Source organism: Burkholderia sp. AW49-1, from assembly GCF_053427845.1.
Map to the genome: position 1 here is coordinate 159,071 of NZ_JBSAXF010000013.1, position 20,343 is coordinate 179,413.

Consider the following 20,343-nt stretch of genomic DNA (forward strand, 5'->3'; position numbering starts at 1 on the left):
ACGCGCACGCACGCGTCGCATGCGCATTTTTCCCTCAATTTTTCCGATCCGCGGCCGTTATACCGGGAGTCACGCAACCCGGCGGCCGCAGCGCGGCCGGCTCATCAGGATCGCGCATGTCCAACACACTCATGAACCTCGGTGTCAGCGGCCTCAATGCCGCGCTCTGGGGCCTCACGACGACCGGTCAGAACATCAGCAACGCTGCCACGCCCGGCTATTCGGTCGAACGCCCGGTCTACGCGGAGGCGAGCGGCCAGTACACGTCGAGCGGCTACATGCCGCAGGGCGTGAACACCGTCACGGTGCAGCGGCAGTACAGCCAGTACCTGAGCGACCAGCTGAACAGCGCGCAGTCGCAGGGCGGCGCGCTATCGACGTGGTATTCGCTCGTCGCGCAGCTGAACAATTACGTCGGCAGCCCGACGGCCGGGATCTCGACCGCGATCACCGGCTACTTCACCGGTTTGCAGAACGTGGCGAACAGCGCCGCCGATCCGTCGGTGCGGCAGACCGCCATCAGCAACGCGCAGATTCTCGCGAACCAGCTCAACGCGGCCGGCCAGCAGTACGACGCGCTGCGCCAGAGCGTGAATACGCAGCTCACCAGCACGGTGTCGCAGATCAACACGTACACCGCGCAGATCGCGAAACTGAACCAGCAAATCTCGGCGGCGAGCAGCCAGGGGCAGCCGCCGAACCAGCTGATGGACCAGCGCGACCTCGCTGTGTCGAACCTGTCGAGCCTCGCGGGCGTGCAGGTGGTGCGCAACGACAGCGGCTACAGCGTGTTCCTCGCGGGCGGTCAGCCGCTCGTCCTCGCCGACAAGAGCTATCAGCTCGCGGCCGTCACGTCGCCGTCCGATCCGAGCGAGCTGACCGTCGTGTCGCAGGGGATCGCCGGCGCGAACCCGCCGGGCCCGAATCAGGCGCTGCCGGATGCGTCGCTGTCGGGCGGCACGCTCGGTGGCCTGCTCGCGTTCCGCAGCCAGACGCTCAACCCCGCGCAGGCGCAACTCGGCGCGGTCGCGGCCAGCTTCGCCGCGCAAGTCAACGCACAGAACGCGCTCGGCATCGACCTGTCCGGCAAGCCGGGCGGCAACCTGTTCACGGTGGCGGCCCCGTCCGTCTATTCGAACCAGGGCAATACCGGCAACGCGTCGCTGTCCGTCTCGTTCGCCAACGCGTCGCAGCCGACGACGAGCGACTACACGCTGTCGTACGACGGCACGAACTACACGCTGACCGACCGTGCGAGCGGCGCGGTGGTCGACCAGAAGGCAGGGCCGATGCCGCTTTCGCTCGGCGGGCTGAACTTCTCGTTCTCGTCCGGCGCGATGAATGCCGGCGACCAGTTCACCGTGCTGCCGACGCGCGGCGCACTGACGGGTTTCGGCCTCGCGACGACGAGCGGCTCGGCGATCGCGGCCGCGTCGCCGGCCATCACGTCGGCGTCGAGCACCAACATCGGCACCGGCAAGATCGCGCTGAGCGGGGTGAGCGCCGGCTACCAGGTGCCGTCGACCAAGCTGACCTACGACGCGGCGACGAAATCGCTGTCGGGCTTCCCGGTCGGCACCACGGTGACGATCCCGGGCACGCCGCCGACTTCCGTGACGATCAACAATCCGACCGATTCCGTGCCGTACGACCCGTCGACCGGTGCGGCGATGACGATGTCGGGGACGGCCGCCGGGGCGTTGAACGGCGTGACCGTCACGCTGTCGGGCACGCCGTCGGACGGCGATTCGTTCACGATCGGGCCGTACGCGGGCGGCACGAGCGACGGCAGCAACGCACTCGCGCTGTCGCAGCTCGTCAACGCGAAGACGCTCGGCGGCGGCACGACGACGCTCACGGGCGCGTATGCGAACTACGTGAACAACATCGGCAACACCGCGAGCCAGCTCAAGTCGTCGAGCACCGCACAGACGGCGCTGGTCGGCCAGATCACGTCCGCGCAGCAGTCGGTGTCGGGCGTGAACCAGAACGAGGAAGCCGCGAACCTGATGCAGTACCAGCAGCTCTACCAGGCGAACGCGAAAGTGATCCAGACGGCGTCTTCGCTGTTCCAGACCGTGCTGGGCCTGTTCAGCTGACCGGATTCGAGAGGATAGAAACGATGCGGATTTCCACGACCCAGTTCTACCAGCTGAACGTCGGCCAGATGAACGATCAGCAGGCCCAGCTCGCGCAGCTCTACCAGCAGATCTCGAGCGGCGTGAGCCTGACGACGCCGGCCGACAACCCGGTGGGCGCGGCACAGGCCGTGCAGTTGTCGATGACGTCGGCCACGCTGTCGCAGTACGCGGCGAACCAGAGCACGGCGCTCGCGTCGCTGCAGGCCGAGGACCAGACGCTGCAGAGCGTCGGCACCGTGCTCGGCAGCGTTCAGTCGGTGATCGTGCGCGCCGGCGACGGTTCGCTCGCCGACAGCGACCGTGCGGCGCTTGCGACGCAGCTCGAGGGCTATCGCGACCAGTTGATGTCGCTCGCGAACGCGACGGACGGCGCGGGCAACTACCTGTTCGCCGGCTTCAAGAATGCGGCGGCGCCGTTCACGAAGAACGCGGCCGGCGGCATCAGCTACGTCGGCGATACGGGCACGCGCACGGTACAGATCGACGATTCGCGCAGCGTGCCGCAGGGCGATTCGGGCCTCTCGGTGTTCATGTCGGTGCAGGCGCTGGGCAGCTCGCCGGTCCAGGCGGCCGGCGCGAGCAACACGGGCACGGCCACCATCGGCAACGTCACGGTGACGGACCCGTCGGCCGCGACGAACGGCCACCAGTTCACGATCACCTTCGGCGGCACGGCGGCCGCGCCGACCTACACGGTGACCGACAATACGGCGTCGCCGCCGACGACCACGCCCGCGCAGGCCTACACGTCGGGCACCGCGATCGCGCTCGGCAGCGGGATGAAGGTGGCCGTGTCGGGCACGCCGGCGGTCAACGACACCTTTTCGGTCACGCCCGCGCCGCAGGCAAGCGGGGTCGACGTGTTCTCGACGCTCGATTCGATGATCACGGCGTTGAAGACGCCCGTCACCGGCAACCAGACGGCGAGCGCCGCGCTGTCGAACGCGATGGGCACGGCCGCGACGAAGATCAACAACTCGATGCGCAACGTCACGACGGTGCTGGCGTCGGTCGGCGGCCGCGAGCAGGAAGTCAAGGCGATGCAGGTCGTCAACCAGACCGCGGCGTTGCAGACGACCAGCAACCTGTCGGACCTGACCAGCACCAACATGGTGACGACGATCAGCCAGTACCTGCAGGTGCAGAACGCGCTGAGCGGCGCGCAGAAGGCGTATGCGCAGCTGCAGAACATGTCGCTGTTCCAGTACATCAATCCGTGATCCCCACGACGTCCGTCACGATGTGAGCGCCCGCTTACACCGTGGCGGGCGCAGGCCGGCCGCCGTCGGCCTTCATCGGCGCGATCGTGCCGTCCGGCACCCCGCCCGGCGGGCACGACCACGGCGCCGCACCGCGCCACCGCCGCGCCGGCGGTTCGCGCTTGCCAGCCCCATTTCCGCTCCGTAAACTCGCGCCAGATTCCAGACCGGCGCACCGTCCGCAGCCGGCGTTCGACAGGAGCCCTTTTCCCCATGTCCGATTCCTACTTCCCGCGCTGGCGGGTGCAACCGACCGGCGCCGCCTCGCGCGTGGTCGGCCCCGACGAACGCCTCGCGTGGCCGCAGATGGTCGCGATGGGCGTGCAGCACGTCGTCGCGATGTTCGGGTCGACCGTGCTCGCGCCGCTGCTGATGGGCTTCGACCCGAACCTGTGCATCTTCATGTCGGGCATCGGCACGCTGCTGTTCTTCGTGCTGGTCGGCGGCCGCGTGCCGAGCTACCTCGGTTCGAGCTTCGCGTTCATCGGCCTCGTGATCGCCGTGACGGGCTACGGCGGCAGCGGGCCGAACCCGAACATCCCCGTCGCGCTCGGCGGGATCGTCGCATGCGGCGTCGTGTACGTCGCGCTCGGCGCGCTGGTGCAGGCGATCGGCACGCGCTGGATCGAGACGCTGATGCCGCCCGTCGTCACCGGCGCGGTGGTCGCGGTGATCGGGCTGAACCTGGCGCCGATCGCGGTCAAGGGCGTGTCGGCATCGACCTTCGACTCGGTGATGGCGCTCGTCACGGTGCTGTGCGTCGGCGGCGTCGCGGTGTTCGCGCGCGGGATGATGCAGCGCCTGCTGATCCTCGTCGGGCTGGTGATCGCGTACGTGATCTATGCGATCGCGACCAACGGGATGGGCCTCGGCAAGCCGGTCGATTTCTCGATCGTCGCGCGCGCCGCGTGGTTCGGCGTACCGAGCTTCCGTGCGCCGGTCTTCGATCCGCACGCGATGCTGATGCTCGCGCCGATCGCGGTGATCCTGGTCGCGGAGAACCTCGGCCACATCAAGGCGGTGAGCGCGATGACGGGCACCAACCTCGACCGCTACGTCGGTCGCGCGTTCATCGGCGACGGGCTCGCGACGATCGTGTCGGGCAGCGTCGGCGGCACGGGCGTGACCACCTACGCGGAGAACATCGGCGTGATGGCCGTCACGCGGATCTATTCGACGCTGGTGTTCGCGATCGCCGCGCTGATCGCGATCGGGCTGGGCTTCTCGCCGAAGTTCGGCGCGGTGATCCAGACGATTCCGGGCCCGGTGCTCGGCGGCGTGTCGATCGTCGTGTTCGGGCTGATCGCGGTGACGGGCGCGCGGATCTGGGTCGTCAACAAGGTCGACTTCTCCGACAACCGCAACCTGATCGTCGCGGCCGTCACACTGGTGCTCGGCGCCGGCGACTTCTCGCTGAAGTTCGGCGGCTTCGGGCTCGGCGGGATCGGCACCGCCACGTTCGGCGCGATCATCCTGTACGCGATCCTGCGCAAGGAAAAGGAACCGGGCCCGGTGGTCTGACCTTGGCAGCGGGCGGTGCAATGCCGCCCGCCGGCACGTCGTTACGCGCCGATATTCGACTGCGCTTGCAGCCACGCGCAGAACTGCGCGACGAGCGGATCGCCGGCCGGCGCGCCCGGCGCGATCCACCAGTAGCTGCGCGTCGCGATGCGCGGCCCGGGCAGCGGCATCACGAGGCGGCCGCTCGCGAGCTCGTCGTCGATCAGCGGCAGCGGGCCGAGCGCGACGCCCAGCCCGTCGACGGCCGCCTGCAGCGCCAGGTAGAAGTGATCGAACGACTGCCGCTTGCGCCCCTTCATCGTCACGCCGGCCGCCGCGAACCAGTCGCGCCAGCCTTCCGGCCGCGTATCCGAATGCAGCAGCACGTGCCGCGCGAGATCGTCCGCCCGGGCGATCGGCGCGCGCTTGAGCAGCGCGGGGCTGCAGACCGGAATCACGCTTTCGTCGAGGAAGTGGCCGCTCGTGCACTTCGGCCAGTGGCCGGGGCCGCGGCGGATCGCGACGTCGAAACCGTCGAGCATGTCGAGCGGCGCATTCGACGTGGACAGCTTCAGCTCGACGTTCGGCACGTCGCGCTGGAACCGCGACAGGCGCGGCAGCAGCCATTTCATCGCGAAGGTCGGCAGCGCATTGATGCGCAGCACGCGCGCGGCACCGGTGTTGCGCAGCTGCTCGGTGGCGAGCGCGATGCTGTCGAACGCGGCACGGACGGTATCCAGATAGCGGCGGCCTTCGTCGGTGAGCTTCACGCGCTTGCCGTAGCGGTGGAACACCGGCTTGCCGAGCCACGCCTCGAACCCGGCGATCTGCCGGCTGATGGCACCGTGAGTCACATGCAGCTCGTCGCCGGCGGCGCTGAAGCTTTCGTGTCGTGCCGCTGCTTCAAAGGCCCGAAGCGCGGAAAAGGGCGGGAGGTCGCGTGCCATGCTTGTGATTCTAGATCACAAGGGCGTGCCGATAAAATCGTTTTGCCGGGGTGCGCAACGGCGGTAATCTCGGGACACCGTTTGATGAGGAGCCCCATGCATTCCGTTTCTCCGCCGCCCGCGGCATCCCCGCGCCGGATCGGCCTCGCCGAGCTGTTCACCGGCTTCCTGTCGCTCGGCCTGATGTCGTTCGGCGGCGCGCTGCCGTTCGCGCGGCGCACGATCGTCGACGAGCGCAAATGGCTCACCGCCGACGAATTCACCGACCTGCTCGGGCTGTGCCAGTTCCTGCCGGGCGGCAACGTGATCAACCTGTCGGTCGCCGTCGGCATGCGCTTTCGGGGCGTCGCGGGCGCGTTCGCCGGCATTCTCGGGCTGATCGCGGGCCCGACGCTCGTGGTCGTCGCGCTCGGCGTGCTGTATGCGAAGACGCAGGGCGATCCGCGCGTGCAGCACCTGTTCGGCGGGCTTGCCGCCGCGGCCGCGGGCCTGCTCGTCGCGATGGCCGTGAAGGTCGTGAAACCGCTGCGGCACGCACCGCGCACCGCGGCCGGCATCGCGGCGCTCGCGTTCGTCGCGATCGCGGTGCTGCGCGTTCCGCTCCTGACCACGATGCTGGTGCTGACGCCCCTGAGCATCTGGCTCGCGTCGCGGCGCCGCGATACGCCTGCACCGCAGCACGCCGCCGCGCGCGACGGAGGCCGGTCATGAACGACACGCTGATCGCGATCGCGACGATCTTCAGCCAGCTTTCGTTGCTCGCATTCGGCGGCGGCAACACGATCTTGCCGGAGATGCAGCGGCAGGTCGTCGACGTGCACCACTGGATGAGCGCGCACGAGTTCACGGCGCTGTTCGCGCTCGCGCAGGCGGCGCCGGGGCCGAACATGATGATCGTGTCGCTGGTCGGCTGGCACGTGGCCGGCTGGGCCGGGCTGCTGGTCGCGTCGATCGCGAAGTTCGGGCCGTCGTCGCTCGTCACGGTGCTGGCGCTGCACGCGTGGGAGCGCTTTCGCGACCGGCCATGGCGCCGCTACGTGCAGCAGGGGCTGATGCCGGTCACGGCCGGGCTCGTCGCGGCCAGCGCGGTGCTGATCTCGGAAGCGTCGAACCGCACCGCGATCCAGTGGGGCATCACCGCCGCATGCGCCGTGCTCGCGTGGCGCACGCGCATCCATCCGCTCTGGCTGCTGGCGGTGGGCGCGCTGATCGGGCTCACCGGCATCGGCCAGTGAGCGAAGGACAAGCCATCTCCCCGTCCCGCATACTGGCGCGAATATTCACGGGAGGATCGATGGATCTCGACGGCGCCAGCCGCAATCTCACTGTCGCCGCGTTGCTCACGCTGTCCGGCGGCTACCTCGACGCGTACACGTACGTCGGTCACGGCCACGTGTTCGCGAACACGATGACCGGCAACGTCGCGCTGCTCGGTATCAACCTGTCGGCCGGCGAATGGGCGGCCGCGCTGCATCACGTGCCGCCGCTCGGCGGCTTCGTGGTCGCGGTGTTCGTCGCGCACCTGCTCGGTCTCGCCGCGCGGCGCGGCTGGATGCGCCACACCGCGTTCGCGAGCCTGATCGTCGAGATCGCGTTTCTCGGCATTGCCGCGAGCGGGCTCGTCGGCGCATCGAGCGCGTGGCTGATTCCCGGCATCTCGTTCGTTGCGACGCTGCAGACGCTGTCGTTCACCCATCTCGAGGAACTGTCGTACACGTCGGTGATGACGACCGGCAACCTGCGGCGCGCCGCGCAGAAGCTGTTCGTCGGGCTGATTCCGCGCTACGACGCGGGCGCGCTGCACGACTCGGCGCTGCTCGCGACGATCAGCTTCTGCTTCCTGGGCGGCGCCGTGGCCGGCGGCTTCGTGACGCGGCTCGTGCCGGAGGTCGCGCTGTGGGGCGCGGTGCTGCTGCTTGCGGGCGCGTTCGCGGAGATCGTGCGGCGGGCGCGGCGGGCGGGCGATGGGAGTGATCGTGGCGATGGGACGGCCGGCAACGGCAGCACCGGCGGCGACGCCGACGGCCGCAACCCCGACGGCGGGGCGCCGCGGCCTGCCTGACGTGTGCAGGGCCGCCACCATGCGGCCTGCCGGTGCGCTGCGTGACCGAATCACCGGTTCGTCGCGTCACCGACCCGCGACACGACCCGAACGCCAGCCGGCTGCCCCGGCCGATCCTTACAGCACCCGCCCTCGTTTCGCCATCGCCGCACTCCGCGTCCGTCACGCGAGCGGCAAGCCTGGTGCGGGAACCGTTGTTCCAGGGCGACAATCGCGCGTTACCGCGCATTTCAATTTCTTTCAGGGCGCGCACTGGTCTTATGATTCAGCCCACATCGCGCGCGCCATGAACGTGCGCGATCGCCACCCGGCTGCGCACGCGGCCGGCCATGAATGGAGACACCTACAAAAAGGAAAGCTCATGAAGCAGACCACCCGACTCGCAGCCATCGCAGGGGGCGCGGCGCTGGCCTTCGCCAGCCAGTACGCAGCAGCACAAAGCTCGGTCACGCTCTGGGGCGTCGCCGACGTCAGCGTCCGCTATCTGACCAACGCAAACGCCAAGAACGACGGCCTGCTGTCGATGACCAACGGCGCGATCACCAACAGCCGCTTCGGCATCTATGGCACGGAAGACCTCGGCGGCGGCCTGAAGGCCCTGTTCAACCTCGAAAGCGGCGTGAACCTGCAGAACGGTGCATTCGCCGACAGCGGCCGCCTGTTCAATCGCGCGGCGTACGTCGGCCTGCAGAGCCCGTACGGCACGGTGACCCTCGGCCGCCAGAAGACCCCGCTGTTCGACCTGCTGTCGGACACCTACGATCCGCTGACGGTCGGCAACTACCTCGAAAACGCGTGGCTGCCGGTCGCGCTGGGTGGCGGTCTGTACGCGGACAACCAGATCAAGTACACGGGCAAGTTCGCGGGCCTCACCGCGAAGGCGATGTACTCGACGGGCACGAACTACGAGTCGACCGGCGCGGGCGGCTTCTCGGGCCAGATCCCGGGCTCGCTCGGCAAGGGCAATGCATGGGGCGTGTCGCTGTCGTACGTGATGGGCCCGCTCAGCATCGCGGCCGGCGCGCAGCAGAACAGCGACAACTCCGCACGCAAGCAGACGATCTACCACGCGAACGTCGTGTACGCGTTCAGCAAGGCGAAGGTCTATGCGGGCTACCTGCGCTCGAAGGACGACACCGGTTTCGTCGACAGCCTGCTCGCGCAGCAGTCGATTCCGGTCGCGAAGGGCACGGGCCGGATCGACGACGGTCCGTTCGCGGGCGTGAGCTGGCAGGTCAGCACGCCGCTGACGCTGACCGGCGCGTTCTACTACGACCACATGCGCAACGCGATGACCACGAACGGCACGCTCGCGAGCGGCAACCGCTACGCGATCGTCGGCATCGCCGAATACGCGCTCAGCAAGCGCACGGAAGTCTACGGCACCATCGACTTCAACAAGACGAACGGCGCGGCGAACGTCGAACTGCCGGGTCGCAGCAACCAGACCGGCATCGCGATCGGCCTGCGCAATATCTTCTGACGAAAATCGGAACGCACGCGCCGGCCCAGGCTCGGCGCGCATCGCAGAGGCTCCCGCGGGAGCCTCTTTTTTTCGTCACGCGACCTTCATGCGCGCGAACGACCATTCAGCGATCGCTCCATCGGGCACGGCCTGCCCGTAAGGATTCCGTCGGCATTCCAGAACATACTTTGACAGTGCGCGCGAAGCGATTCCGCTACGCTGCGTGCAGGGCCCGCCGTGTGCCGCAACGCACGCGCGGGCGTCGTTCCGGCGCGCGTTTCGCGTGCGGCCGGCCTGGTGCGTAACTTGTGTATCCGGTGATGACAAACACGGTCTGCCGGTTTTTTTTCGTGGGACGATGCGCTCACGATTTTCTTGAAAGGGGATGACGATGGGTATCCTGAATACCGTGGGTGAAATCGCTGGCGCGGTGGCAGCCGTCGAGGCGGCCGAGAAGGTCGATCCGGATGCGGGCCTGCTGACCAAGGCGGCGGCAGCCGTCGCCGGCTTCAAGGGCGCCGAGGCAATCGAAGGCATGCTCGAGAAGAAGGAAGAGCAGCCGCAGCAGGCGGACGATACGCAGGCGACCGACGGCAGCGACACGTCGCAGGCCTGAGCATGGCGGCCGGTCTCGCCGCAGGTGCGCCGTTCGCGCACCCGGACGGACCGGTGCCGCGCGGCCGGCAGGCCGGGCATGTGGTCGATCGGTGACGCATGGCACACCCGGCAGCTGGTTTGACCGGCGAGAGGCGACGTCTCTCGCCTTTTTTTATGGCGCGCGCGTCCTGCGGCGCCACGTTCCGCACGAACTCCGGAATCTTGTTATCGTGCCGTCATCCGAACTGCGATGAGGGCTTGCGATGGATTTCGACTACGACCTGTTCGTCATCGGGGCCGGCTCCGGCGGCGTGAGGCTCGCCCGGATGTCGGCGTCATACGGCGCGCGCGTCGGCATAGCGGAAGAAGAGCAGATCGGCGGCACCTGCGTGCTGCGCGGCTGCATTCCGAAGAAACTGCTCGTCTACGCATCGCACTATCCGCACGAGCTCGAGGACGCGAAGGGCTTCGGCTGGACCTTCGGCGCCGGCACGCTCGACTGGCCCGCGCTGATCGCCGCGAAGGATCGCGAGATCAACCGGCTCAGCGATATTTACATCGACCTGCTGCGGCAATCCGGCGTCGCGATGCACGCAGGGCGCGCGACCCTCGTCGACGCGCATACGGTCGCGATCGGCGATCGCACGATCCGCGCGCGCCACATCGCGATCGCGACCGGTTCGCGCCCGTCGCTGCCGCCGCGGCCCGGCATCGAGCATGCGATCACGTCGCGCGAGGCGCTGTCGCTCGCGACGCTGCCCGCACGCATCGCGGTGGTCGGCGGCGGCTATATCGCGGTCGAGTTCGCGGGCATCTTCAACGGCGTCGGCAGCCAGGTCGATCTGTTCTATCGCGGCGAGAAGATCCTGCGCGGCTTCGACGACGACGTGCGGCAATTCCTGACCGACGAAATGACCAGGCAAGGCGTCGCGATCCATGCGCGCGCCGTGGTCGAATCGATCGCGCGCGCGGACGACGGCACGCTCTCCGTGCGTGTCGGCGACGCGCAGCACGGGCCGTACGACGCGGTGCTCTATGCGACCGGCCGCGTGCCGAACGTGGACGGGCTCGGGCTCGAACGGGCGGGTGTCATGCTCGACGCGCGCGGCGCGATCGCCGTCGATGCGTATTCGGCGACGTCGGTGCCTTCGATCCATGCGATCGGCGACGTCACGTCGCGGCCGCAGCTCACCCCGGTGGCGACCCGCGACGGTGGCCTGCTCGCGCGGACGCTGTTCGGCGGCGCGCGCGTCGCGGCCGATCACGATTACGTGCCGTCGGCCGTGTTCAGCCAGCCCGAGGTCGCGACGGTCGGCCTGACCGAGGCCGATGCGCGTCGCCTGCACGACGAGATCGACATCTACCGCACGTCGTTCAAGGCGTTGCGCCACACGCTGTCGGGCCGCGACGAGCGCACGCTGATGAAGCTCGTGGTCGCACGCGACAGCCAGCGTGTGATCGGTGCGCACATGGTCGGCCGCGACGCGGGCGAGATCATCCAGGGCATCGCGATCGCGATTCGCGCGGGTGCGACGAAGGCGCAGTTCGACGACACGATCGGCATTCACCCGACCGCGGCCGAGGAATTCGTGACGATGCGACAGAAAGTGGCCGACTGACCGCAACCGGCGCGCCGGCTCGCGGGCCGGCGCACGCGCCGTCGCTGCACGAGGTATCGCGGATGTGCAGTTGTTCCGAATAAACGTCAATTCTTCTCAAGTAAGCCCGTCTCAATAATCAGTCTTGGTATGATCGGCCAAAATCATATACGGGGCCGATCATGCGCGATCAACAGCGCAGTAAGCAAAATCACGGGGTAGCCGGTGCACGCGAGGTGGTCGATCCATGCGCCGCGCGTTCGCGTCTTGCCGCAGCACGTTCGTTGCGCGCACTTTCCCTTTGCATGCCGTCCTCTCCATCGCCATCCGGGCGCTGAGGCGGCGCGCGCCCCAACCGTTTCGATTGCCGCATCGACCGCCGGCTCGTCAACGAGCCGGCATGCCCGTTCCGGGCAATCTTTTCATGCAAGGAGACCAGCAGTGAACATTCAGACACGACGCACCGTTCTCGTGGCGGCCGCGCTCGTCGCGGCGCTGTCAGGCTGCGCGACCGAATCGTCGCGCACGCTCGACGTGCCGGCCGTAAGCAGCGCTCAGAAGCCGTATGCGGGCAAGCCCGTCGCGATCGCGGTCGGCAAGTTCGACAACCGTTCGAGCTACATGCGCGGCATCTTCTCGGACGGCATCGACCGCCTCGGCGGACAGGCGAAGACCATCCTCGTCACGCGCCTGCAGCAGAGCCACCGCTTCAACGTGCTCGATCGCGAGAATCTCGACGAGATCAAGCAGGAAGCGGGCTTCATGAAGAAGGCGCAGGCCGTGAAGGGCGCGAACTACGTCGTGACCGGCGACGTGACCGAGTTCGGCCGCAAGGACGTCGGCGATCACCAGCTGTTCGGCATCCTCGGCCGCGGCAAGACGCAGGTCGCGTATGCGAAGGTGAACCTGAACATCGTCGACACGACGACGTCCGAAGTCGTCGCGTCGAGCCAGGGCGCGGGCGAATTCAGCCTGTCGAACCGGGAAGTGATCGGCTTCGGCGGCACGGCCGGTTACGACTCGACGCTCAACGGCAAGGTGCTGGACCTGGCGATCCAGGAAGCCGTGAATCATCTCGTCGACCAGGTCGACGCCGGCACGCTGAAGGCGCCGCGGTAAGCGGCGCAGCCATTGCAGCAGCGCGCGCCGGGGCCGGCGCCGCGCTGGACCGATTGACAACGACATCAAAAGAGAACAGACCATGAAACGGGGTAACTGGCTGCCGGCGACGGCCGCCGCCTTGCTGCTCGCCGGCTGCGCGAGCTCCACGCCGCCGCTTTACCAGTGGACCGGCTATCAGCCGCAGGTGTACGAGTACTTCAAGGGGCAGAAGTCGCCGCAGGAGCAGATCGACGCGCTCGAAAAGGCGCTGCAGGAGATTCGCGCGAAGGGCAAAATGCCGCCGCCGGGCTTCCATGCGCATCTGGGGATGCTGTATGCGAGCGTCGGCAACGAGCAGCAGGCCGAGCAGGAACTGCAGGCCGAGAAGCAGTCGTTCCCGGAATCGTCGACCTTCATGGATTTCCTGATGAAGAAAAAGACCGGCGCGTCGCAGACCGCGGATCAGAAGCCGGCCGCCCAGGCGATCGCCGGCCAGAAGGACACTGCCCCGACCACCGCCAAACAGTAACGCGCCCGCCATGTTCAAGACACTCTCATTCAAGCTGATGTCCGTGCTGTCGATCGTCGCGCTGCTGAGCGCGTGCGCGCAGCCGGTGAAACGACCCGACTACACCGCGTTCAAGAAGAGCCAGCCGCGCTCGATCCTCGTCCTGCCGCCCGTCAACGAGACGTCCGACGTCGCGGCGACCTACGGGATGCTGTCGCAGATGACGCTGCCGCTCGCCGAATCCGGCTACTACGTGGTGCCGGTCGCCGTGATGGACGAGACGTTCAAGCAGAACGGCCTGACCAACGCGGCCGAGATCCAGCAGACGCCGCCCGCGAAGCTGCGCGAGATCTTCGGTGCGGATGCCGCGCTGTATTCGAAGGTGTCGCAGTACGGCACCGTCTACCGGATCCTTGCGAGCGCAACGGTCGTGTCGGCCTCGGCGAAGCTCGTCGACCTGCGTACCGGCGACGTGCTGTGGCAGGGCCGCGCGAGCGCGAGCAGCGACGAGGGCGGCAACAATGGCGGTGGCGGCCTGATCGGCATGCTGGTGACGGCAGCGGTCAAGCAGATCGCAAATACGCTGATGGACCAGAGCCATGACGTCGCCGCGTTCACCAGCACGCGGCTGCTGTCGGCCGGGCCGCCCAACGGGCTGCTGTACGGTCCGCATTCGCCGAAGTACGGGACGGACTGATCGGGCATGTCGCACGCAGTGCGTGGACACGGCATGTGCCCGACGCACCGATGTCATGCGATTCGATTGCACGGCCGCGCTTGTTGCGCGGCCGTTTTTCGTTTCGCTCCGATGCGGCCCGCTCAATGCATGCCGAACGCGTCGAGCAGCCGGTACCAGCTCATCGCGAGCACGAGCGCCGGCGTGCGCAGCGTCGCGCCGCCGGGGAAGTCGCGATGCCGGATCTTGCCGAACAGGTCGAAGCGGCTCGCCTGGCCGTCGATCGCCTCGGCGATGAGCTTGCCCGCGAGCGCGGTCGTGTTCACGCCGTGCCCCGAGAAGCCCTGCGCGAAATACATCGTCGGCGCGACGCGCCCGAAGTGCGGCGCGCGGTTCATCGTGATGTCGACGAAGCCGCCCCATGCGTAGTCGACCTTGACGTCCGCGAGCTGCGGGAACGTCTTCAGCATGTCCGCGCGCATCGCCGCAGCGAGATCGCGCGGTTCCCGCGTCGAATAGCTGACCTTGCCGCCCCACACGAGCCGCGTGTCGGGCGCCGGCCGGAAATAGTCGAGCACGAAGCGGCTGTCGCAGATCGCCGCGCGCGCGGGCATCAACGCGGCGGCGCGCGCTTCGCCGAGCGGCTCGGTGGCGATCACGTAAGTGCCGACCGGCATGATCTTCTTCGACAGCGCGGGCGCGAGCGTGCCGACGTACGTATTGCACGCGAGCACGACGAAGCGCGCGCGCACCTGCCCCTGGGCGGTTTCGACGAGGTGGCCGCCCGACACGTCGCGCACGCGCGTCACGCAACTGTCCTCGTGGATCCGCACGCCGGCGTCGGCGGCCGCACGCGCGAGCCCGAGCGTGTAGTTCAGCGGATGCAGGTGGCCGCTGTCGGGGTCGTACAGGCCGCCGCGATAGCGCGCCGACTGCACGTAGTCGCCGAGCTCGTCCGCTTCGACGAATTGGAAGCGGTCGTAGCCGAAGCGTTTCGCGGCCTCGTCGCGCCAGCGCTTCAGCGCATCGGCGTCGCGCTCGGTGTTCGCGGCGGTCAGGTAGCCGGGCATGAGCGCGCAGTCGATGTCGTGCCGCGCGATGCGCGACTTCACGAGCGACAGCGTTTCGAGCCCCATGTCCCAGATCCGCTTCACGTCGCCTTCCGGCATGAAGTTGCCGAACGTGTCGATGCCGCATGCGAAGCCGCCGATCAGCTGGCCGCCGTTGCGCCCGCTCGCCGCCCATCCGACCCGCGACGCTTCGAGCACGGTCACCGAATGGCCGCGCTCGGCGAGGTTGAGCGCGGCGGACAAACCGGTGAGGCCCGCACCGATCACGCACACGTCGGCGTCGATCGCGCCGGCGAGCGGCGCATGGCGGGTCGTATCGTTGGCGGTCGCCGCGTAATACGACGCGACGTGCGGCTGGTTGGCGAATGTCTGCATGATCAGGAAAACGAATGAAGGGGCTCAGAACAGCTCGCGCACGCGGTGATACAGCATCCCGAGTTCGAGCGCGGGCTGCCGCCACGCGTCGCCGCCGGGAAAGCGCCGGTGGCGCAACTGCGCGAACAGATCGAACGCGCGGGTGTCGCCCGCGATCGCGCCGGCGATCGCGCGTCCGGCGATGCCGGTCAACGCGACGCCGTGCCCGCTGAAGCCCTGGACGTAGAAGAAGTTCGGATCGAGCGCGCCGAAGTCCGGCGCGCGGTTGCGCGTGACGTCGACGAAGCCGCCCCATGCGTGGTCGACGCGCACGTCGGCGAGCTGCGGAAACACGCCGACCATGCGCTGACGGATCGTTTCGGCGAGCGTGTCGGGCGACGCGCCCGCGGAGTTCGCGCGGCCACCGAACAGCATGCGATGGTCGGCGGACAGCCGGAAATAGTCGAGGAAGAAGTTGTTGTCGCACACGGCTTCGCGCTGCGCGATCAGCGCGTCGGCGCGCGCGCGGCCGAGCGGTTCGGTCGCGATGATGTACGACGCGATCGGCGCGATGCGCGCGGCGGTGGCGGCCGGCAGGATGCCGCCGGGGCCCGCGTTGCAGCACGACACGACGAAGCGGCAGCGCACTTCGCCCGACGGCGTGCGCACGACCGGCCGCGCGCCGCGCACGACGTCGAGCGCGGGCGTGTGCGCATGGAGCGCGACGCCTTCGCGGCGCGCGGCGTCGGCGAGGCCGAGGCAATACTTGAGCGGATGCAGGTGGCCCGACAGCGGATCGTAGACGCCCGCCAGATAGCGGGACGACGCGATGCGCGCACGGATCGCACCGGTGTCGAGCCACGACAGCGAGGGATGGCCCCAGCGCGACGTCGCGGCATCCATCCATGCGCGCAGGTCGTCGATGCGGCGCGGCTTCGTCGCGACCGTCAGGTAGCCGCGCGTGAAGTCGCAGTCGATGCCGTGGCGCGCGATGCGCTCGGCGATCAGCGCGACGCCGTCGAGCGACAGTGACCACGCGGCACGCGCACCGGCGGCACCGAGCTGCCGCTCGATCACCTCGTCTTTCGCGAAGCCCGTGATCGCCTGGCCGCCGTTGCGGCCGGACGCGCCCCAGCCGGGCCGGTGCGCATCGATCACGGCGACCGACAGCCCGCGCGCGCGGCAATCGAGCGCCGTCGACAAGCCCGCGAAGCCCGCGCCGATCACGCACACGTCGACGTCGATCGCGTCTTCCAGCGCCGGGGCGCCGGCCGCGGGATCGTCGACCGCGGGGCGCGCGGCGGTCGCTTCGTAGTACGAGTCGCGCGCGAGCGCGTCGGCGCGGGCGGTGAAAGACTGCGTCATCAAACCGACTCCCTCGAGGACGGCCGGCGCCAGTGCGCGACGCACCGCGATCCGGCCGGGTGAAACGATGCGGGGCGCCATGCACGCGGCACGGCGTCCCGCGTGGCCCGCATCAGAACGAATAGATGAACTGCGTCGCGAGCAGGTCGTTGGACTTGCCGTACGAACCGTCGTTGCGCAGGAACACCTTGTTGTTCGCCCAGTCGTGCCGGTATTCGACCTTCACGGTGATCTGCTGGGTCGGATAGAACAGCAGGTCGAGCGCGACATCCTGGCGCACCGCGCCCTTGCACTCGAAGCCCAGGCCGCCGCCGGCCTTCGACATCGCGAGGCAATCCGCGTCGACGCCGAAGCCGTTGTTCGGATCCATCCCGTTGCCGTTCAGCGCGATGCCGCCACCGCCGCCGCCGTTCTTCGTGTTGGCGAGCAGGTCGTAGCGCAGCGTCACGCCCATGCGGCCGACCACCGGCGCGTTGAACTTGCGGTGCGCGAGCAGCGACAGACCGTACCACTGCGCGAGCCCGCCGTTGAACGCCGCATGCTGCTGCCGGCCGTAGTCGATTTCGGCGTTGTACTGAACGTCGGCGAGCGTGTAGGTCGCGTCGAGTTCGCCGAAGAAGAACGAACCATAGGCGCTCGGCGCTGCACCGCCCGGGCCGTAGTGCACGACGCCCTGATCGTCGATCGCGCTCGCCAGTGTCTGCCGCCCGATGTTGAACGATCCGCCGATATCGAGCGCGCTCGACCACGTGTAGTCCGCGCGCGCGGTGAAGGTCGGCACCTTGTTGCTCGTGCTGATCGGGTCGCCGAGCGCATTGGTGCCCGTCTGCGTGACCGAGCCGTACGTGCGGTACTGCTCGTTGCCGAGGAAGAACTTCCACGCCCAGTTGCCCTTCGTGTAGTTCGCGCCGACGCCGACGTAGCTGCCCGGATCCGAGAAATCGTACAGCAGGTTGTGCGTGAGCGTGAGCATCTGGTTCGACTGCTGCACCTCGTAGCCGCCGAAGCTCGGGATCAAACCGGCGACGAGCGTCGTCGACGCGGTGATCGGCACGTTGACGACCGCCGTGTTCAGCAGGTTGTCGGTGATCGAGCCGCGCGAGTTCTGCAGCAGCGTGATGCCGTTGCCGCGGTTCGGCATCAGCGTGATCTCCGCCGACGGCGCCATCGGGCCGACGCCGAAGGTCTTCTTGATGTCGAGGTAGAGATCGCCGAACGTGCTGTTGAAGTAGTTGTACGCGTTCTCGTGGTTCGCGAACAGGAACGACGACGTGCCGGCCGCGCGGTTGTAGATGTAGGTCGGGTCGATGTAGCCCGTGACCGACAGGCCCGCGAGCGGCCCGGTGTTGGCAGCGTCCGTCAGCGAGTCGACTTTCAGCTGCTGGTTCGCGATCTGCTGCTTCATTTCGCTGACTTCGTCGTTGGTCAGCGTGGCCTGGGCACGGCCGTAGTCCGGCGAGGACGGATCGGCGGCCACGATGGCCGGCTTGGCCGAAGTCGTCGCGCCGGCCTGCGCGAGCGGTGCGCCGCCCGGCTTCGCCGCGAGCTGCGCCTGCATCGCCTTCATCTGCTTCTGCAGCGCGGCGACCTGCGCCTGCAGTGCCTTGATTTCGGCGGAGGTCGAGTCGGCCAGCGCGATGCCCGGCAACGCGCCGGCCACCAGCAGGCAGATCAGTTTCTTCTTCATTGCGGATTCTCCTTGTCGTGGGCCTGTCAATGTGTGATCGGTTCGCGCGCCGCATCGTGCGGCGCGCGGGTCTTGTTATCGATGGAAAGGAAGAGGGAAGTCAGGCCGCCGCGAACGCCGCCTTCAAGTCGGCCACCCGGCGCCGTTCGCGCGCGATCATCATCTGGTTCACGACGATCACGCCGATCGTCACCGCCGTGATGAAGAGCGTCGCCAGCGCGTTCATCTCCGGGTTCAGCCCGAGCCGCACGCGCGAGAACACCACCAGCGGCAGCGTCGTCGAGCCCGGCCCCGACAGGAACGCCGACAGCACCAGATCGTCGATCGACAGCGTGAACGACAGCAGCCAGCCCGACAGCAGCGCTTGCGAGATCAGCGGCAGCGTCACCACGAAGAACACCTTCAGCGGCGTCGCGCCCAGGTCGAGCGCGGCTTCCTCCAGCGACTTGTTCATCTCCTTCACGCGCGACTGCACGATGATCGCCACGTACGACACGCACAGCATCACGTGGCCGATCCAGATCGTCACCATCCCGCGACCCTTCGGCCAGCCGAACATCTGCTCCAGCGCAACGAACAGCAGCAGCAGCGAGATCCCCTGGATCACCTCCGGAATCACCAGCGGCGCGTTGATCATCCCCGTGTACAGCGTGAAGCCCTTGAAGCGGCCGAAGCGCGCGAGCACAAAGCCCGCCCACGTGCCGATCACGACCGACGCGGTGGCCGTCAGGAGGCCGATCTTCAGCGACAGCCAAGCGGCCGTGAGCAGTTCGTCGTCCTGCCACAGCGCCGCGTACCACTTCAGCGAGAAGCCCGACCACACCGTCACCAGCTTCGACTCGTTGAACGAGTACACGACCAGGCTGATGATCGGGATGTACAGGAACAGGAAGCCGAAGGCGAGAACGCCCGTCGACAGCGGTTTGCTCGGCTTGATCATTTCGCTTCCTCCAGTTCCTTGACCTGGTAGTACTGGAACAGCGCCATCGGCACCAGCAACAGCAGCACCATCGCGACCGTCACCGCGGACGCCATCGGCCAGTCCATGTTGTTGAAGAACTCATCCCACATCACGCGGCCGATCATCAGCGTGTCGGCGCCGCCGAGCAGCTCCGGAATCACGTACTCGCCGACCGCCGGAATGAACACCAGCAGGCTGCCGGCGATGATCCCGTTCTTCGACAGCGGCAGCGTGATGCGCGTGAACGCGACCCACGGCTTGGCGCCCAGGTCGTACGCGGCCTCGAGCAGTGTGAGATCCATCTTCACGAGGTGCGCATACAGCGGCATCACCATGAACGGCAGGTACGAATAGACCATCCCTATGTAGACGCCCGCGTCGCTGTGATAGAGGCGCAGCGGCGTGTGGATGATGCCCAGTGCGATCAGCGTGTGGTTCAGGAGGCCGTCATCCTTCAGGATGCCGATCCATGCGTACACGCGAATCAGAAACGACGTCCAGAACGGCAGCATTACAGCCATCATCAGCACGTTGCGCCGGCCCGGTTCCGAGCGTGCGATGTAGTACGCCATCGGGTAGCCGATCAGCAGACACAGCAGCGTCGACACGGCGGCCATCTTCAGCGAGCTGAGGTAGGTCGCGATGTACAGGTCGTCCTGCAGCAGGAACGCGTAGTGCGACAACTGCAGCGCGAAGTGCACGACACCGTCCTTGATCTCGACGAGCGACGTGTACGGTGGAATGCCCATCACCTGATCGGCGAAGCTGATCTTGAACACCAGCACGAACGGCAGCGCGAAGAAAATCGTGAGCCACAGGAACGGCACACCGATCGCGACGCCGCGGCCCGACGGCAGGAAGCGCGACAGCGCCGCGAAACGGCTGCGGCGTTTGACGGCCTGGGTCGCAGCGGTGGCACCGGTCGGCACCGGCGCGGACGAAGTGGAAGCGGAAGTTCTCATCATGTCGCCCTCACTGCGTCAGCACGACGCCGCTGGCCGGCGACCACGACACGAACACGTCGTCGTTCCACGCCGGCGCGCTGTCGTGCA

Annotated in this window: 18 protein-coding genes; 12 read left to right on the forward strand and 6 right to left on the reverse strand. The window is 67.8% G+C overall.

Annotation, left to right across the window (positions count from 1 at the left end; all coding sequences use genetic code 11):
* The first annotated feature begins 116 nt into the window (after nucleotides 1–116).
* The 3 genes from flgK to ACV22W_RS20835 all read left to right on the forward strand — a co-directional run bounded on the left by flgK (nucleotide 117) and on the right by ACV22W_RS20835 (nucleotide 4,921).
* Nucleotides 117–2,099, forward strand: a complete 1,983-nt coding sequence (gene flgK, locus ACV22W_RS20825) for a flagellar hook-associated protein FlgK (protein ID WP_448021415.1) — start codon at nucleotides 117–119, stop codon at nucleotides 2,097–2,099.
* Between the two features lie 23 nt (nucleotides 2,100–2,122).
* Nucleotides 2,123–3,361, forward strand: a complete 1,239-nt coding sequence (gene flgL, locus ACV22W_RS20830; protein WP_448021416.1) for a flagellar hook-associated protein FlgL — start codon at nucleotides 2,123–2,125, stop codon at nucleotides 3,359–3,361.
* A gap of 252 nt (nucleotides 3,362–3,613) precedes the next feature.
* On the forward strand, nucleotides 3,614–4,921 hold the full coding sequence (locus ACV22W_RS20835) for a solute carrier family 23 protein (RefSeq protein ID WP_448021418.1): 1,308 nt from the start codon (nucleotides 3,614–3,616) through the stop codon (nucleotides 4,919–4,921).
* Between the two features lie 41 nt (nucleotides 4,922–4,962).
* On the opposite strand, the gene ACV22W_RS20840 is transcribed toward ACV22W_RS20835, so the two are convergent.
* Nucleotides 4,963–5,847, reverse strand: a complete 885-nt coding sequence (locus tag ACV22W_RS20840) for a transcriptional regulator GcvA (protein WP_448021420.1) — start codon at nucleotides 5,845–5,847, stop codon at nucleotides 4,963–4,965.
* Between the two features lie 96 nt (nucleotides 5,848–5,943).
* On the opposite strand from ACV22W_RS20840, the gene ACV22W_RS20845 reads away from it, so the two are divergent.
* The 9 genes from ACV22W_RS20845 (at nucleotide 5,944) to ACV22W_RS20885 (ending at nucleotide 13,875) form a co-directional block, all read left to right on the forward strand.
* The gene (locus ACV22W_RS20845; RefSeq protein WP_448021421.1) at nucleotides 5,944–6,558 is read left to right on the forward strand and encodes a chromate transporter; all 615 of its coding nucleotides are present in this window, start codon (nucleotides 5,944–5,946) and stop codon (nucleotides 6,556–6,558) included.
* Nucleotides 6,555–7,082 (forward strand): chromate transporter, encoded by a 528-nt coding sequence (locus ACV22W_RS20850; protein WP_448021423.1) that lies wholly within the window; start codon nucleotides 6,555–6,557, stop codon nucleotides 7,080–7,082. Before ACV22W_RS20845 ends, ACV22W_RS20850 begins: the two co-directional genes overlap by 4 nt.
* Nucleotides 7,083–7,141: 59 nt before the next feature.
* Nucleotides 7,142–7,909, forward strand: a complete 768-nt coding sequence (locus ACV22W_RS20855) for a YoaK family protein (protein ID WP_448021425.1) — start codon at nucleotides 7,142–7,144, stop codon at nucleotides 7,907–7,909.
* Between the two features lie 361 nt (nucleotides 7,910–8,270).
* Entirely contained in the window at nucleotides 8,271–9,392 is a 1,122-nt protein-coding gene (locus ACV22W_RS20860; protein WP_448021426.1) for a porin, read from the forward strand.
* Nucleotides 9,393–9,765: 373 nt separating this feature from the next.
* Nucleotides 9,766–9,990 carry a hypothetical protein gene (locus ACV22W_RS20865; protein WP_014895816.1) on the forward strand — a complete coding sequence of 75 codons (225 nt, stop codon included), beginning with the start codon at nucleotides 9,766–9,768 and terminating at the stop codon, nucleotides 9,988–9,990.
* A 244-nt stretch (nucleotides 9,991–10,234) separates the two neighbouring features.
* A complete protein-coding gene (gene gor / locus ACV22W_RS20870) occupies nucleotides 10,235–11,590 on the forward strand; it encodes a glutathione-disulfide reductase (protein WP_448021428.1) in 1,356 nt (451 codons plus the stop codon).
* A gap of 426 nt (nucleotides 11,591–12,016) precedes the next feature.
* On the forward strand, nucleotides 12,017–12,688 hold the full coding sequence (locus tag ACV22W_RS20875; RefSeq protein WP_448021437.1) for a CsgG/HfaB family protein: 672 nt from the start codon (nucleotides 12,017–12,019) through the stop codon (nucleotides 12,686–12,688).
* A gap of 82 nt (nucleotides 12,689–12,770) precedes the next feature.
* A complete protein-coding gene (locus ACV22W_RS20880; protein ID WP_448021429.1) occupies nucleotides 12,771–13,199 on the forward strand; it encodes a DUF4810 domain-containing protein in 429 nt (142 codons plus the stop codon).
* Nucleotides 13,200–13,209: 10 nt separating this feature from the next.
* Entirely contained in the window at nucleotides 13,210–13,875 is a 666-nt protein-coding gene (locus ACV22W_RS20885) for a DUF799 domain-containing protein (RefSeq protein ID WP_448021430.1), read from the forward strand.
* A 122-nt stretch (nucleotides 13,876–13,997) separates the two neighbouring features.
* Here ACV22W_RS20885 and ACV22W_RS20890 read toward each other — a convergent pair whose 3' ends face one another.
* The 5 genes from ACV22W_RS20890 to ACV22W_RS20910 form a co-directional block, all read right to left on the reverse strand.
* The gene (locus ACV22W_RS20890) at nucleotides 13,998–15,299 is read right to left on the reverse strand and encodes an NAD(P)/FAD-dependent oxidoreductase (RefSeq protein WP_448021431.1); all 1,302 of its coding nucleotides are present in this window, start codon (nucleotides 15,297–15,299) and stop codon (nucleotides 13,998–14,000) included.
* 24 nt (nucleotides 15,300–15,323) lie between these two features.
* The gene (locus ACV22W_RS20895; protein ID WP_448021433.1) at nucleotides 15,324–16,643 is read right to left on the reverse strand and encodes an NAD(P)/FAD-dependent oxidoreductase; all 1,320 of its coding nucleotides are present in this window, start codon (nucleotides 16,641–16,643) and stop codon (nucleotides 15,324–15,326) included.
* 112 nt (nucleotides 16,644–16,755) lie between these two features.
* On the reverse strand, nucleotides 16,756–18,330 hold the full coding sequence (locus ACV22W_RS20900; RefSeq protein ID WP_448021434.1) for a DUF3138 family protein: 1,575 nt from the start codon (nucleotides 18,328–18,330) through the stop codon (nucleotides 16,756–16,758).
* A gap of 100 nt (nucleotides 18,331–18,430) precedes the next feature.
* Nucleotides 18,431–19,270, reverse strand: a complete 840-nt coding sequence (locus tag ACV22W_RS20905; RefSeq protein WP_059535122.1) for an ABC transporter permease subunit — start codon at nucleotides 19,268–19,270, stop codon at nucleotides 18,431–18,433.
* Nucleotides 19,267–20,253 carry an ABC transporter permease subunit gene (locus tag ACV22W_RS20910; RefSeq protein WP_448021438.1) on the reverse strand — a complete coding sequence of 329 codons (987 nt, stop codon included), beginning with the start codon at nucleotides 20,251–20,253 and terminating at the stop codon, nucleotides 19,267–19,269. Before ACV22W_RS20910 ends, ACV22W_RS20905 begins: the two co-directional genes overlap by 4 nt.
* Between the last annotated feature and the right edge of the window lie 90 nt (nucleotides 20,254–20,343).

What these genes read in the sequence shown, in the direction of transcription:
- flgK (WP_448021415.1), top strand. Translation starts at nt 117, where the DNA reads ATGTCCAACACACTCATGAACCTCGGTGTCAGCGGCCTCAATGCCGCG.
- flgL (WP_448021416.1), top strand. Translation starts at nt 2,123, where the DNA reads ATGCGGATTTCCACGACCCAGTTCTACCAGCTGAACGTCGGCCAGATG.
- ACV22W_RS20835 (WP_448021418.1), top strand. Translation starts at nt 3,614, where the DNA reads ATGTCCGATTCCTACTTCCCGCGCTGGCGGGTGCAACCGACCGGCGCC.
- ACV22W_RS20840 (WP_448021420.1), bottom strand. Translation starts at nt 5,847, where the DNA reads ATGGCACGCGACCTCCCGCCCTTTTCCGCGCTTCGGGCCTTTGAAGCA.
- ACV22W_RS20845 (WP_448021421.1), top strand. Translation starts at nt 5,944, where the DNA reads ATGCATTCCGTTTCTCCGCCGCCCGCGGCATCCCCGCGCCGGATCGGC.
- ACV22W_RS20850 (WP_448021423.1), top strand. Translation starts at nt 6,555, where the DNA reads ATGAACGACACGCTGATCGCGATCGCGACGATCTTCAGCCAGCTTTCG.
- ACV22W_RS20855 (WP_448021425.1), top strand. Translation starts at nt 7,142, where the DNA reads ATGGATCTCGACGGCGCCAGCCGCAATCTCACTGTCGCCGCGTTGCTC.
- ACV22W_RS20860 (WP_448021426.1), top strand. Translation starts at nt 8,271, where the DNA reads ATGAAGCAGACCACCCGACTCGCAGCCATCGCAGGGGGCGCGGCGCTG.
- ACV22W_RS20865 (WP_014895816.1), top strand. Translation starts at nt 9,766, where the DNA reads ATGGGTATCCTGAATACCGTGGGTGAAATCGCTGGCGCGGTGGCAGCC.
- gor (WP_448021428.1), top strand. Translation starts at nt 10,235, where the DNA reads ATGGATTTCGACTACGACCTGTTCGTCATCGGGGCCGGCTCCGGCGGC.
- ACV22W_RS20880 (WP_448021429.1), top strand. Translation starts at nt 12,771, where the DNA reads ATGAAACGGGGTAACTGGCTGCCGGCGACGGCCGCCGCCTTGCTGCTC.
- ACV22W_RS20885 (WP_448021430.1), top strand. Translation starts at nt 13,210, where the DNA reads ATGTTCAAGACACTCTCATTCAAGCTGATGTCCGTGCTGTCGATCGTC.
- ACV22W_RS20890 (WP_448021431.1), bottom strand. Translation starts at nt 15,299, where the DNA reads ATGCAGACATTCGCCAACCAGCCGCACGTCGCGTCGTATTACGCGGCG.
- ACV22W_RS20895 (WP_448021433.1), bottom strand. Translation starts at nt 16,643, where the DNA reads ATGACGCAGTCTTTCACCGCCCGCGCCGACGCGCTCGCGCGCGACTCG.
- ACV22W_RS20900 (WP_448021434.1), bottom strand. Translation starts at nt 18,330, where the DNA reads ATGAAGAAGAAACTGATCTGCCTGCTGGTGGCCGGCGCGTTGCCGGGC.
- ACV22W_RS20905 (WP_059535122.1), bottom strand. Translation starts at nt 19,270, where the DNA reads ATGATCAAGCCGAGCAAACCGCTGTCGACGGGCGTTCTCGCCTTCGGC.
- ACV22W_RS20910 (WP_448021438.1), bottom strand. Translation starts at nt 20,253, where the DNA reads ATGAGAACTTCCGCTTCCACTTCGTCCGCGCCGGTGCCGACCGGTGCC.